This window comes from Dactylosporangium sp. NPDC049742 (assembly GCF_040674675.1).
Taxonomy (GTDB): Bacteria; Actinomycetota; Actinomycetes; order Mycobacteriales; family Micromonosporaceae; genus Dactylosporangium; species Dactylosporangium maewongense.
In genome coordinates, this window is the sequence record NZ_JBFANF010000043.1 from 76,251 (window position 1) to 90,409 (window position 14,159).

At 72.3% G+C, this 14,159-nt stretch carries 17 protein-coding genes; 12 read left to right on the forward strand and 5 right to left on the reverse strand.

Annotated elements, in window-relative coordinates; genetic code table 11:
* Positions 1 to 950: 950 nt before the first annotated feature.
* Positions 951 to 2,687 carry a cytochrome c oxidase subunit I gene (ctaD, locus tag AB0J72_RS39195; protein WP_363408467.1) on the reverse strand — a complete coding sequence of 579 codons (1,737 nt, stop codon included), beginning with the start codon at positions 2,685 to 2,687 and terminating at the stop codon, positions 951 to 953.
* Positions 2,688 to 2,826: 139 nt separating this feature from the next.
* Positions 2,827 to 3,144 carry a hypothetical protein gene (locus AB0J72_RS39200; RefSeq protein WP_363408470.1) on the reverse strand — a complete coding sequence of 106 codons (318 nt, stop codon included), beginning with the start codon at positions 3,142 to 3,144 and terminating at the stop codon, positions 2,827 to 2,829.
* Positions 3,145 to 3,394: 250 nt separating this feature from the next.
* Between AB0J72_RS39200 and AB0J72_RS39205 the strand changes: the two genes are divergently transcribed.
* The 4 genes from AB0J72_RS39205 (at position 3,395) to AB0J72_RS39220 (ending at position 7,037) form a co-directional block, all read left to right on the forward strand.
* On the forward strand, positions 3,395 to 4,399 hold the full coding sequence (locus AB0J72_RS39205) for a LacI family DNA-binding transcriptional regulator (protein ID WP_344501540.1): 1,005 nt from the start codon (positions 3,395 to 3,397) through the stop codon (positions 4,397 to 4,399).
* A gap of 40 nt (positions 4,400 to 4,439) precedes the next feature.
* A complete protein-coding gene (locus tag AB0J72_RS39210) occupies positions 4,440 to 5,033 on the forward strand; it encodes a transcriptional regulator (protein WP_363408474.1) in 594 nt (197 codons plus the stop codon).
* Positions 5,034 to 5,156: 123 nt separating this feature from the next.
* Entirely contained in the window at positions 5,157 to 5,903 is a 747-nt protein-coding gene (locus tag AB0J72_RS39215) for a hypothetical protein (RefSeq protein ID WP_363408477.1), read from the forward strand.
* A gap of 174 nt (positions 5,904 to 6,077) precedes the next feature.
* Positions 6,078 to 7,037: an acetylxylan esterase gene (locus AB0J72_RS39220; protein WP_363408480.1), complete on the forward strand. Its 960-nt coding sequence runs from the start codon at positions 6,078 to 6,080 to the stop codon at positions 7,035 to 7,037.
* Here the strand turns inward: AB0J72_RS39220 and AB0J72_RS39225 are convergent.
* Complete coding sequence (locus AB0J72_RS39225; RefSeq protein ID WP_363408483.1) at positions 7,034 to 7,240, reverse strand: RNA-binding S4 domain-containing protein; 207 nt, start codon at positions 7,238 to 7,240, stop codon at positions 7,034 to 7,036. The two genes, AB0J72_RS39220 and AB0J72_RS39225, sit on opposite strands and share 4 nt — an antisense overlap.
* On the reverse strand, positions 7,237 to 7,587 hold the full coding sequence (locus AB0J72_RS39230; RefSeq protein WP_344501903.1) for an ankyrin repeat domain-containing protein: 351 nt from the start codon (positions 7,585 to 7,587) through the stop codon (positions 7,237 to 7,239). The genes AB0J72_RS39225 and AB0J72_RS39230 overlap by 4 nt, the downstream gene beginning before the upstream one ends.
* 367 nt (positions 7,588 to 7,954) lie before the next feature.
* Here AB0J72_RS39230 and AB0J72_RS39235 point away from each other — a divergent pair, with 367 nt between their 5' ends.
* The 8 genes from AB0J72_RS39235 to AB0J72_RS39270 all read left to right on the forward strand — a co-directional run bounded on the left by AB0J72_RS39235 (position 7,955) and on the right by AB0J72_RS39270 (position 13,629).
* Positions 7,955 to 8,509 carry a hypothetical protein gene (locus AB0J72_RS39235; protein WP_363408486.1) on the forward strand — a complete coding sequence of 185 codons (555 nt, stop codon included), beginning with the start codon at positions 7,955 to 7,957 and terminating at the stop codon, positions 8,507 to 8,509.
* Positions 8,510 to 8,621: 112 nt separating this feature from the next.
* Positions 8,622 to 9,146: a hypothetical protein gene (locus tag AB0J72_RS39240; protein WP_363408489.1), complete on the forward strand. Its 525-nt coding sequence runs from the start codon at positions 8,622 to 8,624 to the stop codon at positions 9,144 to 9,146.
* A gap of 231 nt (positions 9,147 to 9,377) precedes the next feature.
* The gene (locus AB0J72_RS39245; RefSeq protein WP_363408492.1) at positions 9,378 to 10,187 is read left to right on the forward strand and encodes a M20/M25/M40 family metallo-hydrolase; all 810 of its coding nucleotides are present in this window, start codon (positions 9,378 to 9,380) and stop codon (positions 10,185 to 10,187) included.
* A 98-nt stretch (positions 10,188 to 10,285) separates the two neighbouring features.
* Positions 10,286 to 10,903, forward strand: a complete 618-nt coding sequence (locus AB0J72_RS39250) for a response regulator transcription factor (RefSeq protein WP_344501548.1) — start codon at positions 10,286 to 10,288, stop codon at positions 10,901 to 10,903.
* Positions 10,904 to 10,950: 47 nt separating this feature from the next.
* A complete protein-coding gene (locus tag AB0J72_RS39255; protein WP_344501549.1) occupies positions 10,951 to 11,613 on the forward strand; it encodes a phosphotransferase in 663 nt (220 codons plus the stop codon).
* 210 nt (positions 11,614 to 11,823) lie between these two features.
* A complete protein-coding gene (locus AB0J72_RS39260; protein WP_344501550.1) occupies positions 11,824 to 12,045 on the forward strand; it encodes a hypothetical protein in 222 nt (73 codons plus the stop codon).
* Between the two features lie 43 nt (positions 12,046 to 12,088).
* On the forward strand, positions 12,089 to 12,961 hold the full coding sequence (locus AB0J72_RS39265; RefSeq protein WP_363408496.1) for a class III extradiol ring-cleavage dioxygenase: 873 nt from the start codon (positions 12,089 to 12,091) through the stop codon (positions 12,959 to 12,961).
* A gap of 2 nt (positions 12,962 to 12,963) precedes the next feature.
* The gene (locus AB0J72_RS39270) at positions 12,964 to 13,629 is read left to right on the forward strand and encodes an MOSC domain-containing protein (RefSeq protein WP_363408499.1); all 666 of its coding nucleotides are present in this window, start codon (positions 12,964 to 12,966) and stop codon (positions 13,627 to 13,629) included.
* Here the strand turns inward: AB0J72_RS39270 and AB0J72_RS39275 are convergent.
* On the reverse strand, positions 13,619 to 14,152 hold the full coding sequence (locus AB0J72_RS39275; protein WP_363408502.1) for a hypothetical protein: 534 nt from the start codon (positions 14,150 to 14,152) through the stop codon (positions 13,619 to 13,621). The two genes, AB0J72_RS39270 and AB0J72_RS39275, sit on opposite strands and share 11 nt — an antisense overlap.
* Positions 14,153 to 14,159 lie beyond the last annotated feature (7 nt).

Genomic DNA, 14,159 nt, shown 5'->3' on the forward strand with positions numbered 1-14,159 from the left:
AGCAGGCACGAGGCGGACCAGGGACCCGCACGGCACGGCCCGGGGACCGGCACAGGGCCGAGCGGAGCGGAACCAGCCCGGAGCAGCAACCGACACCACCCCGAAGCGCAAGCGGCACGATGCGAACCAGGAACCAGTGCGGCGCAAGGAACCAGCGCAAGCCAAGCGGAGTGGAAGCCGGTCCGGAGCGGAAGCGGGCGAAGCGCAAACCCGGTGCGACGCGACGCGGGCGGATCGGGGCGGAAGCTGGAGCGGGGCGGGAGCCAGGGCATGTCAGAAGCCAGCGCGGCTCAGGAACCCGCGCGGGCGGAGCGGGCGGAAGCCGGCGCGGCGCAGGCACCAGCGGGCGGAGCGGGGTCGGGTGGAAGTCGGCGGGCGCAGGAATCGCGCGGGCGGAACAGGGTGGGAGCCAGCGCGGCGCAGGCACCGGGGCGGGAAGCTGCGCGAGGCGGGAAGCTGCACGAGGCGGGAAGCGGCGCGGCGCGGGCGGACTGGGGCGGAAGCCCGGAGCGGGGCCGAAGCCCGGAGCGGGGCCGAAGCCCGGAGCGGGGCGGAAGCCCGGAGCGGGGCGGAAGCCCGGAGCGGGGCGGAAGCCCGGAGCGGGGCGGAAGCCCGGAGCGGGGCGGAAGCCCGGGCATGTCAGGAGCCAGCGCGGCTCAGGAACCAGCGCGGGCGGGCGGGGCGGGAGCCAGCGCGGCGCAGGCACTGGCGGGCGGTGCGGGGGCGAGGTGCGAGCCGGCGCGGGCCGGAGGAACCAGTGCGGCGAAACAGGGTGGGAGCCGGCGCGGCGCGAGGCGAGAAGCGGCGCGAGGCGAGAAGCGGCGCGAGGCGAGAAGCGGCGCGAGGCGGGCTGGCTGGAGGGTGGAAAGGGAGCAGCCCCGGCCGCGGGCCTCCGGGAGGAGGCGGGGCGGCCGGGGCTGCGTCCTGGTGGAGCTAAGGAGGAAAGCGTGTCAGTGCTGTTCCTCATAGGTGGCGCCGCCGTCGGCCTCGTGGCTGAGGGGGCGGGCGCCGCCGGTGGGTGGGGCGTCCAGGGAGTGGCCTGGGGCGTGGGCCGGGAAGCGGGCGTCGAAGGCCGGGCGCTCCGAGCGGATGCGCGGCATGCTGTCGAAGTTGCGCAGCGGGGGCGGGCAGGAGGTGGCCCACTCCAGGGACATGCCGTGGCCCCACGGGTCGTTGACCTCGACGACGCGGCCGGTCTTGTAGGACTTCCACACGTTCCAGAGGAAGGGCAGCGTGGAGAGGCCGGTGATGAAGGAGCCGATGGTCGAGACCGTGTTGAGGGTGGTGAAGCCGTCGGTCTCGAGGTAGTCGGCGTAGCGGCGGGGCATGCCCTGCGTGCCGAGCCAGTGCTGCACCAGGAACGTGGTGTGGAAGCCGATCGTGGTGAGCCAGAAGTGCACCTTGCCGAGGCGGTCGTCGAGCATCCGGCCGGTCATCTTCGGGAACCAGAAGTAGACGCCGGAGTAGACGGCGAACACGATGGTGCCGAAGAGCACGTAGTGGAAGTGGGCGACCACGAAGTACGTGTCGGAGACGTGGAAGTCGATCGGCGGGCTCGCGAGCAGGACGCCGGAGAGGCCACCGAAGAGGAAGGTCACCAGGAAGCCGATGGCGAAGAGCATCGGTGTCTCGAAGGTGATCTGGCCCCGCCACATGGTGCCGATCCAGTTGAAGAACTTCATGCCGGTCGGGACGGCGATGACGAAGCTCAGGAACGAGAAGAACGGCATGAGCACCTGGCCGGTCGCGAACATGTGGTGGGCCCACACGCTCATCGACAGGGCACCGATCGAGATGGTCGCGCCGACGAGGCCCTTGTAGCCGAAGACGGGCTTGCGGCTGAAGACCGGGATGACCTCCGTGATGATGCCGAAGAACGGCAGCGCCACGATGTAGACCTCGGGGTGGCCGAAGAACCAGAACAGGTGCTGCCAGAGCATCGCGCCGCCGGTCTCCGCGTCGTAGACGTGGGCACCGAGGCGGCGGTCGGCCTCCAGGGCGAGCAGCGCGGCGGCCAGGATCGGGAAGACCATGATGACCAGGACGCTGGTGACCAGGATGTTCCACGTGAACATCGGCATGCGGAACATCGTCATGCCGGGCGCGCGCAGCGTCAGGATCGTCGTGATCATGTTGACGGCGCCGAGGATGGTGCCGAGGCCGGAGAGGACCAGGCCGACGATCCACAGGTCGGCGCCGACGCCGGGCGAGTGGATGATGCTGTTGAGCGGCGCGTAGGCGAACCAGCCGAAGTCCGCGGCGCCGCCCGGCGTGATGAAGCCGATCAGCGTGATCGACCCACCGAACGCGTAGAGCCAGTAGGCGAACGAGTTGAGCCGCGGGAACGAGACGTCGGGCGCGCCGATCTGCAGCGGCGTGATGTAGTTCGCGAAGGCGAACACGATCGGCGTCGCGAAGAACAGCAGCATGATCGTGCCGTGCATCGTGAACAGCTGGTTGTACTGCTCCGGGGAGAGGAACTGCAGCCCCGGCCGGGCCAGCTCGGCGCGCATCAGCAGCGCCATGAACCCGCCGATCATGAAGAACACGAACGACGTGGTCAGGTACATCAAGCCGATCTGCTTGGCGTCCGTCGTGCGCAACAGCCGAGCGAACGCCGAGCCCTTGACCGGCTTGTGCACCGGCCAAGGCCTGGTGACGATCGGCTTTGGTGCAACGGTGGTCACGAAAGGCCTCCTGAGGCTGTTGAACCCGCTGGCGAGCCAGCTCCGTGAGGTGGCCGGACGATCGACGGCGCGATCAACACGTCACCTCGGAGGCAGAATAGTCTCCCGGTCCGACACAAAATCGCTGGGGGCACAAGACCTAGCGGGTGGCAGGCGTGGCGCCTCCCGCCGCGCCGAGGTTGAACGTGATCGCGCCGGCCGCGATGGCCGCGAGCACCAGCAGGATGACGCCCCAGAAGATCAGCCGGTCCGCCGCGGTCGGCTCCTTCCAGGCACTCGAGATCCGGGCACCGACCGGCACCGCGGGCGACAAATCCGAAGTGTCCGATTCATCCAAAGACGGACCAGCAGCGGGAGCGGGACGAGCGGGCAGCGCCCGGAGCAGAATCAGGGTCGCGCCCGCAAGGACCAGCAGGACGCCCAGGACGGCAATGATGACGGCGATCCAGTCACGCATCGCAGATCTCCTGACTGAGGGGGGGTCGATGCCAAGCAGGCTAGGAGATCCACGCAGGTCACGCCAGAACCCCGCGCGACGCCCCGAGGAGCCCCCGGCCGCCCGCGCGTGAAAACCCGGTGAAATTTACAGTCGAAACCCCGGTAGTGAAACCTGGCGGCAATCTCGTGTTGACAGTGCGGAAACCGTGTACGACGCTCGGCATGGAAGCGCTCCCAAAATCGACGCCTTGCTATCCGAGGAGGTCGCGATGTCGATTACCGCCGCTGCCGAACACCCCACCCTCGCCCATGTCGCCGCGCTTGCCGGTGTTTCTTCCGCCACCGCCTCCCGCGTGCTCAACGGCTCCGCCCGAGTCAGCCCCACCGCCCGCCAGCAGGTCCGTGACGCCGTCGACCGGCTCGGCTACGTCAGGCAGCGCGCCGCCCGCGCCGTCGACCGCCGCCCCCGCTCGGTCGCCGCCGTGGTCTGCGAGCCCAACGCCCGGTTGTTCGCCGATCCGTTCTACTCCCGCGTGCTCGCGGGCGCCAGTGCCGCGTTCGCCGAGCGCGACATGCCCATGCTGCTCGCCGCGGGCGAACGACCGGCGTCGCTGCAGCGGTACCTCAGCAGCGGCCACATCGACGGGGTCCTGCTGATCTACTGCCGCAGCAGCCACCCCCTGGTCGTGACGCTGCCGGCGCTCGGTGTGCCGGTCACGCTCATCGGCCGCCCGCTGCAGACCAGCACGCTGCCGTACGTCGACGCCGACAACAAGGGCGGCGCCCGGCAGGCCGTGGAGCACCTGGCGCGCACCGGGCGGAAGCGGATCGTCACGATCGCCGGGCCGCCGGACGTGTCCGCCGGCGTCGACCGGCTCGCCGGCTTCCGCGAAGGGCTGGAACGGGCCGGCCTGGAGCCGGGGCCGATCGCGTACGGCGACTTCACCAGGCCGGCCGGCGTCCACGCCATGACCAGGCTGCTCGACCACCGGCCCACCCTCGACGCGGTGTTCGCCGCGTCGGACCTGATGGCCGTCGGGGCGCTGCACGCGCTGCGCCAGGCCGGCCGCCGGGTGCCGGAGGACGTCGCCGTCATCGGCTTCGACGACCTGCCCCTCGCGGCGTTCACGCAGCCGCCGCTCACCACGATCAAGCAGCCGGTCGAGGAGATCGGCGCGGCCGCGGCGCGGCAGCTGCTGGCGCTGATGAACGCCGACAACCCGGAGCCGTCGCCGGTGCTGCCGACCACGCTCGTGCGCAGGCAATCCGCGTGAGGGCGCATCCAAGCGGGGCCGCCGCGACGAACAGAAGGGTATGCAACGGCTACTGGAGGCGGCCCGGTCGCTCGACACCGGCACGGTCGCGCGCACCGTCCGGGAGCTGATGGACGACCACGGCGTGGCCGAGGTCTGGACCAGCGTGTGCGTCCCGGCACTGCACCACGTGACCGGCGACGTCGCCGTCGAGCACGCCCTCAGCCAGGGCGTCGCGCACGGTCTGGACCTGGTCAGCGCGCCGCGGCACGACGACATCAGGACCAACCACGTCCTGCTGGCGTGCGCGCCCCGCGAGGCGCACTCGCTGCCGCTGCGCGCGCTGGCCGCGGCGTTGTTCGAGCGCCGGATCGGCACGTTCCTGCTGGGCGCGGAGGTGCCGTGGAGCGCGCTGCGGGCCGCGGTCCACCGCGCGGTGCCCGGCACCGCGATCGTCTGGTCGCAGCAGCCGGGCACCGCCGACCCGGCCATGCTGCTCGCCCTCGCGGCGAGGTTCCCGGGCACCCGGTTCGCGGTGGCCGGGCCGGGCTGGGACCCCGCGCCGGCCGGTCTGCCGCACCTGACATCCATCGACGATGCCGTTTCCGCGTGTGTACCGGTCGCCGCCGGCCGCCCCCCGGACGCCGACTGGTAGCGCCGCACCTGACATCCATCGAAGACGCGTGCGGTCGCCCATCTGACGCCCATCGCGGATGCGTGCGGTCGGCCTCCCGACGCCGACTGGTAGCGCCGCGGCCGAACCGATAGCGTGCCGGGCATGATCGAGCTGGGGCCGCCGGCGTACACGGGACGGCGCCGGGCAGGCATCGGCGGTCAGCCACGGTTCGTGTTCGCGGCGGTGCTCGTGCTGCTCGCGCTGGTCGCGCTGCTGCTGCGGGTCATGGCCGGCGGCGGCGACCGGCCGGAGGCACAGGCGACGATCGAGCCGCCCGGCCCGGTCGTGCCCGTCGAGCCGGGCAGCGCCGCCGCACAGACGACGGCCGCCGCCGCCTCCCCCAGCGCGAAGGCGAGCCACAGCGCGTCACCGTCCTCGTCGCCGAAACCGTCGGTGACCTCGTCGGCCTCCGTCCAGCCGCCGGCGCCGAGCGCGAGCGGGAGCCCGAGCGCCGCCGGTACAGCAGCGAAGACGATCGAAGCGGAGGCCGCCGCGAACCGCAGGCCCAGCCAGATGACGGTGCGCGAGGTGTCCTCTGCGTCCGGCGGGCGGGCGGTCACCGGGGTCGGCAACAACCGGGTGCTCACGTTCACCGCGGTCACCGCCGAACGGCCCGGCGAGGCCACCGTCACCGTCGCCTACCTGTCGACCGAGGACCGCTCCTGCTGGCTGCGCACCGGCCGCGGCAACTGGCAGCAGGTCCGGTTCCCCGCCAGCGGCGGCTGGGACCGGGTAGCGACCGTCACGCTGACCGTCCGGCTCGAAACGGGCCAGAACACGATCGAGGCCGGAAACACCACCGGCAGATGGTGCCCCGACCTCGATCGCATCACCGTTGCCCCCCGCTGACCACCCCAGCCGCGGCAACATGATGTGGAACGTTTGGCGTGACCGTGCGCCGGGTGGACCATCCAGGGAGGCTTCCGGTTTTGTCCGGCGCCGGTCACATGAACAAATATGCGGGCCGGACCTGAGTCGCACCCGTAATCGCGCTGGGAAGTTCCTGGTAATAGGGTCCCGGACATGGCGCTCTTCGACCTTCCCCTCGCCGAGCTGCGGCAGTACCGCGCAGCGACCCCCGAGCCCGCCGGCTTCGACGCGTTCTGGGCCGAGACCCTCGACGAGGCGCGCCAGCTGGCCGCCCCCGCGGTGCTCACGCCGGCCGACACGGGCCTGCGGGCGCTCGACACCACCGATGTGACGTTCACGGGATTCGGCGGTCAACCGGTCAAGGCCTGGCTGAGCCGCCCCGCCGGAGCGACCGGACCCCTTCCGGTGGTCGTGGAGTTCGTGGGGTACGGCGGAGGCCGGGGCTTCCCCCACGACTGGCTGCTCTGGTCCGCCGCCGGCTACGCGCACCTGGTGATGGACACCCGCGGGCAGGGCGGCGGCTGGCGGTCCGGCGACACCCCCGACCCGGACGGGTCCGGCCCGCAGGCGCCCGGCTTCCTCACCCGCGGCGTCCTCGACCCGCGCACGTACTACTACCGGCGCCTGATCACCGACGCGGTCCGGGCCGTCGAGACCGCCAGGGCGCTGCCCTTCGCGTCCGGCGTGCTGGTCAGCGGGATCAGCCAGGGCGGCGGGCTGGCGCTCGCCGCGGCCGGCCTGAGCGACGTCGCGGGCGTCATCGCCGGCGTGCCCTTCCTGTGTGACATCCGCCGCGCCGTGACGATCACCGACCGGGCGCCGTACGCGGAGTTCGCCGCCTTCTGCCGGCTCAACCCCGCCCGCGCCGCGCAGGCCCTCGCCACCGTCGACCACGTGGACGGCGTGCACTTCGCCGCGCGGATCACCGCACCGGCCCTCGTGTCGGCGGCGCTGATGGACCTGACGTGCCCGCCGTCGACGGTGTTCGCGGCGTACAACGCGCTCACCGGCCCCAAGGAGCTGGAGCTCTACGAGTGGGACGGCCACGACGGCGGCCAGGGCCACTTCGCCGCCCGCGCGGTCGCCTTCGCCAACGCGCTGTTCGGGCGCTAGGCGACCCGGTACGACTCGCCGAGGGTGCGCACGACGTCGCCGCGGTGCAGCTGGCGGCCGCGCCGGGTGTCGACCTCGCCGTTGACGGTGACCTCGCCGTAGGCGATGAGGTCCTTGCCCTCCCCGCCGGTCTCCAGCACGTCGGCGAGCTTCAGGAACTGACCCAGCCGGATCATGTCGCCACGGATCTGGACATCTCTCATCGGGCACGCTCCAGCAGCGTCAGCATCTCGGGCAGGTCGAAGAACCGGGCCGTGTCCAGCGCCGACGGCCCGCCCGCGGCCGGGTCCGCGCCGGCGTCCAGCAGCGCCCGCACGGACTCCTCGGACCGGCGGAACACGGCGGCGGCGAGCGCGGTCTGCCCGCGGTCGTTGGCCCGGCCGGTGTCGGCGCCGCGGGCCAGCAGGGCCGCGACCGTCGCCGGGTGGTTGTGGTAGGCGGCCAGCATCAGCAGCGTGTCGCCCTTGTCGTTGGTCAGGTTCACCGGCAGGCCGGCGTCGACGTTCGCCGCGAGCTCGTCCGCCGCACCCGCACGGGCCAGGTCGAACATCTGATGCGCGAAGTCGATCACCGCAGGGTCGATCGGTTCACTCACGTCGTCACCTCCGCTGCGCTCCGGCGCCGCCGCGAGCCAACCTGCAATCCCGGTGAGCGGCCCGAGACGCTTCGCTGGCCGCTCACGTCGTCACCTCCGCTGCGCTCCGGCGCCGCCGCGAGCCAACCTGCAATCCCGGTGAGCGGCCCGAGACGCTTCGCTGGCCGCTCACGTCGTCACCTCCGCTGCGCTCCGGCGCCGCCGCGAGCCAACCCCCCGAACCCCCGAAGCGTAGCTGTCGGGCAGCCGACCGCCGGACTCCGAACCCGCCGCGCGCCGCCCCCGTGTCACTGGGCAACGCTGCGAACAAGGAGACGCCGACATGCGCAAGATGATCCTCACCCTCGCGGTGGCCGCCGCGGCCGCCCTGTCGCTCACCGCCTGCGACTCGATCGACCTGACCAAGCAGGACCAGGCCGCCACCGGCGCCGAGGCCCCCGCCGCCACCGAGGCGCCGGCCGCCGCCGCACCCTCGTCCGCGGCCGCCACCGTCGCCGGTGTGAAGGTCCGCGACGACGCCACGCTCGGCAAGGTGGTGACCGACTGGAAGGGCTGGACGCTGTACCGCTTCGAGAAGGACACCCCGAAGCCGCCGAAGTCCACCTGCGAGGCGGACTGCCTGGCCAAGTGGCCGTACGTGCCGTACGCCGAGAACATGAAGATCGAGGGCGTCGACCAGAAGCTGATCGGCAGGGTCACCCGCGCCGACGGCGCGCTGCAGCTCACCATCAACGGCTGGCCCGCGTACCGGTTCGCCGGTGACGCGAAGGTCGGCGAGACCAAGGGCCAGGGCGTGGGCGGCGTGTGGTTCGCCTTCACGCCCGAGGGGAAGAAGGCCCAGGCCGTCACCGGGGACAGCGGCAACGGCGGGTACTGAACCCCTCCGGGCACGCCGGCTCCCGCCCCCCGTCGGGAGCCGGCGTGACCGTGTTGTGCAGATCTCGTGACGGGGGCTCCCCGGCCGCGGAGGAGCGCCCTACGCTGCGGCCATGACCACCCGGCGGAAGATCCGCATCTGGCTCGTGCTGTTCCTGGTCGGCCTGATCGCCAGCGGGGTGACCGCCTTCCCGCTCGAGCACGAGGTGCACTGGCTGCGGTCGGTGCTCGACCGGTTCGACGCCGCGCCCGACGCCCTCGTCGCCTGGATCCAGCGGGTGGATCAGGGCATCACCGAGACCAACGACCGCTATCCGTTCATCATGTACGGCACGGACTGGCTGGCCTTCGCGCACCTGGTGATCGCGGTCGCCTTCTGGGGCCCGCTGCGCGACCCGGTCCGCAACATCTGGGTCATCGAGTTCGGCATGATCGCCTGCGTCGGCGTGGTGCCCCTCGCCCTGTTCGCCGGCCCGGTCCGCGGCATCCCCGGCTGGTGGACCGTGATCGACATCTCGTTCGGCGTGTTCGGCATCGTGCCCCTGATCATCGTCCGGCGCCTGATCAAGCGGCTCGAGGCCGAAGGCACCCACCTTGCTCCCGAAAAACCGTTGCAGCCCCTCGGCGGCCGTGGCTAGGTTGGTCGTACACGGGAAAGGAGGTGGTCCAACGTTGTGTAGCAATGGGACTCGTGAGGTGACTGTCCGCTAGCCGCCGTCCTCTGGACTCGCATTTCGTGCGGTCGCCCGGATGGCGGCACGGCGAATACGAGACAGTTTCCCAGCCCCCGAGGCTTTCCGGTGTCAGTCCAGCCGGCCCGCGCGCAGTCAGCGCAGGAACCTCGGGGGCTGTTCCATATCCTGATGCACATGATCTCCGCCGACCGTCTCCGCGACCACGTCGCCGCGCTCGTCGCCCACGGGCCGCGCTGCGGCGACCTGCCCGGGGTGCCCGCTGCGCTGCGGTACATCACCGACGAGCTGAGCGGGCTCGGCCTCGTCGTGCGGGTCGAGCGGTACGGCGGCGAACTGCACGACGTGAACCTCGTCGCCGAGATCGAGGGCGGCACCTCCGACGACGCCGTCGAGCTCGCCGCGCACTGGGACACCGTCGACACCACCCCGGGCGCCGACGACAACGCCAGCGGCGTCGCCGGGGTCCTGGAGGCGGCCCGCGCCCTGCGCGACCTGGACCTGCCGGCGCGCACGATCCGCTTCTGCCTCTTCGGCGGCGAGGAGGACGGCTTCAAGGGCAGCACCGCCCACGTCCGCCAGATCACCCCCGACACCGAGTCGATCGTCTTCGAGATGATCGGCCGCACGTCGCCGACCCAGTCCTCGCCGTCGTTCCTGCTCGACCCGCCGACGGTCGGCGACTTCATCGCCCTCATCGCCAACCCCGCCTCGGCCGGCCTCGCCGACGCGTTCGCCTCCGCCGCCGCGCCGCACCTGCCGACGTTTCCCCTGGTCATGCCCACCGAGGCGATGGAGGTCGTGCTGCGCAGCGACCACGTGCCGTACTGGAACTCGGGCCGCCGCTCGCTGCTGGTCACCGACACCGCCGAATACCGCAACCCCGACTACCACGCGGCCACCGACACCCTGGACCGCCTCGACCTGGACTTCGCCGCGAAGGTCACCACCGCCGCCGTCCGCACCATCACCCGCCTCGCCGGCTGACCCGCCCGGGACATGATTGTGATCTAGATCACTCTGTCCGCTAGTCCGGCGCCGTCCCTCCACCGGCCCGGCGCCCGCGATCTGGCAGCATCCCTGCCGTGAGTCCGACGCCGATACGGCTGCTGATCGCCGACGACCAGGCGCTCGTCCGCGGGGCGCTCGCCGCGCTGCTCGACCTCGAGCCCGACCTCTCCGTCGTGGCGGAGGTCGGGCGCGGCGACGAGGTGGTCGCGGCGGCCCGGGAGCACCGGCCCGACGTGGCGCTGCTCGACGTGGAGATGCCGGGCATCGACGGGATAGCGGCCGCCGCCGCGCTGCGCAAGGCGATGCCCGGCTGCAAGGTGCTGATGGTGACGACGTTCGGGCGGCCGGGGTACCTGCGGCGGGCGATGGCCGCGGGGGCGTCCGGGTTCGTCGTCAAGGACACGCCGGCCAGGCAGCTCGCCGACGCCGTGCGGCGCATCGCCTCGGGGCTGCGGGTGGTGGACCCGGCGCTGGCGGCGGAGACCCTCGCCAGCGGCGACAGCCCGCTGACCCCGCGCGAGGCCGACGTGCTCCGGGCGGCCCGCGAGGGCGGCACGGCCGCGGACGTCGCCGGGCAGCTCGGGCTCTCGGAGGGCACCGTGCGCAACCATCTGTCGGCGGCGATCGGCAAGACCGGCGCCCGCACGCGCGCCGAGGCCGTCCGGCTCGCCGAGGAGAACGGCTGGTTGTGAACAGGCACGGAAACCCCGATGTAAGGAGCAACCAGTAGGGTGGGTGCATGACGGCACTCCTGGCGAGCGGTCGCGACGCGGACGTCTACGCCATCGACGAGCGGCGGGTGCTGCGGCGCTACCGGCAGGGTGGCGACGTGACCGCCGAGGCCGCCGTCATGGAATATGTCAAGGATCACGGCTTTCCGGTTCCTCGCGTGTACGAGGCGACCGGCGCCGACCTGATCCTGGAGCGGCTCGACGGCCCGACGATGCTGCAGGCGCTCGCCGACGGGTCCCTCGACCTCCGCGACGGCGGCACGGTGCTCGCCGACCTGCTCGACCGGCTGCACAAGGTGCGCGTGCGGACCGCGAAGGACCCGGGCACCCGGATCCTGCACCTCGACCTCCACCCGGAGAACGTGGTGATGACCGAGGGCGGGCCGGTCGTCATCGACTGGCGCAACAGCACCGAGGGCCCGCCGGAGCTCGACGTGGCGATGAGCGCCCTGATCCTCGCCCAGGTGGCGATCGAGCCGGGGCACGAGTTCGCGGAGCGGGCCGAGGTGTTCCTCGACGTGTTCCTGTCGTGCACGAAGGACAACCCGCTGTCGCAGCTGGAGGCCGCCGTCCGCCGCCGCGGCGCCGACCCGGGCGTGACCGCCGCCGAGCAGTCCCACCTGCACGAGGCCGCCATCCTGGTCACCACCCTCGCCCGGGCCCACCACTGAGCGGCGACCGGCCAGCCTGACCGAAGCCCGCCTGGAAGCCACCGAGAACGGCAGCCGGACCGCCTGATCGAAGCCCGCCTCGAAGCCTGCCTCGAAGGCCGCCGGGCGGCGGCCCGCCCAACGGCTTGATCGAAGCTCGTCGAGCGGCTCCACAGACTCACCTCCCACAGGCGACGCCCGGCCCGCGCCGGCGACGGCACGCTTCATGCCATGGAGGAACTCTTCGTCCGGCAGGTCGACATCGGCATCGCCGAGATGGACGTCGCCGACGGCGACCAGCTGACCACCGCCCGCGTCGTGGTGGAGCACGCCACCGCCACCGACGGCCGCGGCGGCCCCGAGCGGCAGCTGCTGCTCGTGTACGGCGCCGAGGAGACCCCAGCGGTCGCCGAGGCCCTACTGAGAGCAGCGGAGACCGCCATCACACCCTGACGCACATCTTGTTGAGCGCTCAACTACTCGCTACATTGAATGCATGAGTACGCTGCCCGAGCTGGACCGGCATCTTGCCACCGCGATCCCGGCCAGCCGGGACCAGCGCGCCTGGACACCCGACGACGGCGCGCTGCCGAGCATCTACCTGAGCCACGGCGCCCCGCCGCTGCTGGAGGACGGCCCGTGGATGCGGGAGCTGTTCGACTGGGCCGCCGGCATGCCCAAGCCGAAGGCCATCCTGATCGTCAGCGCCCACTGGGAGTCCGCCCCGCTGAGCGTGTCCGGCACCGCCGCAGGCACGCCGCTGGTCTACGACTTCGGCGGGTTCGCCCCGCACTTCTACCAGCTGCAGTACGCGACCCCCGACGCGTCCGACCTCGCCCGGCGGGTCGCCGCCGCGATGCCCGACTCGGAGCCGGTGCACGAGCACCGCAGCCGCGGCCTCGACCACGGCGCCTGGGTGCCGCTGATGGTGATGTACCCGCTGGGCGACGTCCCCGTGCTCCAGCTCAGCCTGCCGACGCACGACCCGGACCGGCTCCTGGAGCTCGGCCGCCGGCTGCGGCCGCTGCGCGAGGAGGGCGTGCTGATCGTCGGGTCCGGGTTCATGACGCACGGCCTGCCGTTCCTGCGCCGCGAGCACTGGCTCGGCACCGGCGGGACGCCCGGCTGGTCCGCCGACTTCGACGCCTGGGCCGCCGAGGCCCTCGCCAAGGGCGACCTCGACACGCTGACCAGGTATGCGAGCCTCGCGCCCGGCATGCCGTTCGCCCACCCGACGGTCGAGCACTACACGCCGCTGTTCGTGACGCTGGGCGCCGCCGACCGGCCCGACGCGCCGTCCACCACCGTGATCGACGGCTACTTCATGGGGCTGTCGAAGCGATCCGTGCGGGCGGGCGCTAGCGTCTGACCGTGGCCTACCTGCTCTCCGTCAACGCCGGCACCCCCACCCCGACCGACCACTCGACCGAGCCGATGACCGGCATCGACAAGCGCCCCGTCGAGGGTCCGGTCCTCGTGCTGGTGCCCGGCCCGGAAGGCACCGCGCCGACCGGGATCGCCGGTGACGTGGTGTGCGACCTGCGCGTGCACGGCGGACCGGACAAGGCGGTCTACGCGTACGCGCGGGAAGACCTCGACCGGTGGGAGCGGGAGCTCGGCCGGAAGCTGACCGGCGGGGTCTTCGGGGAGAACCTGACGACGACCGGCCTGGACGTCACCGGCGCGCGGATCGGCGAGCGCTGGCGGATCGGCGGCGAGGTGCTGCTGGAGGTGGCGTCGCCGCGCATCCCGTGCCGCACGTTCGCCGGCTGGCTCGACGAGAAGGGCTGGATCAAGCGCTTCACCGACCAGGCCGAGCCCGGCGCGTACCTGCGCGTGCTGCGGCCCGGCACGATCCGCGCCGGCGACCCGATCGAGGTTGTGCACTCCCCCAGGCACGACGTGACGATCGGGCTGGCGTTCCGGGCGCTGACCGCCGAGCCCGCGCTGCTGCCCCGGCTGCTCGCCGCGGACGAGCTGCCGGAGCGCACCAAGGAGAAGGTGCGGGCCAGACTCGGCCAGCAGCTCAGCCAGTAGGCAGGACCAGCGCGTACGCCCGCGGGAAACCCAGCCGCGGGATCCTGTGCTGCTGGATCTCCTCCAGCGTCACCTCGCGGACCTGGCCGGAGCCCGGCTCGAAGCAGTGCAGCACCGCCTCCTGCGGGTGGGCGGTGATGAGCACCCAGTGCCGGGGCACGCCCTTGCCGACCAGCATGGCGACCGGCCAGCCGGTGTCGACGGCGGCGGTCACGTCGCTCAGGCGGTCGTTGCGGCCGCGGAAGAGCCGCCACCCGTACCGCGTGCCGAGCTCCGCGGTGTGCCTGGAGATCGTCGCGGCGACGCCCCACGGGGTCGTCCCCAGCTTGCGGGGCCAGATCCGGTTGGCGGCCTCGTGGATGCGGTGCTGTTCGGCGCCGTAGTCGGCGACGCCGTCCGCGTACTGGGGGTCCAGCAGCGCCGACGCCACCATGGCGACGGTGGGTCCACACGTGAACCCGTCGGTCTGCCGGACCCCGGTCCGTAACTCAGCGGTCGTGAAATCGACGCCCCAGGCAAGCATGCCCGGT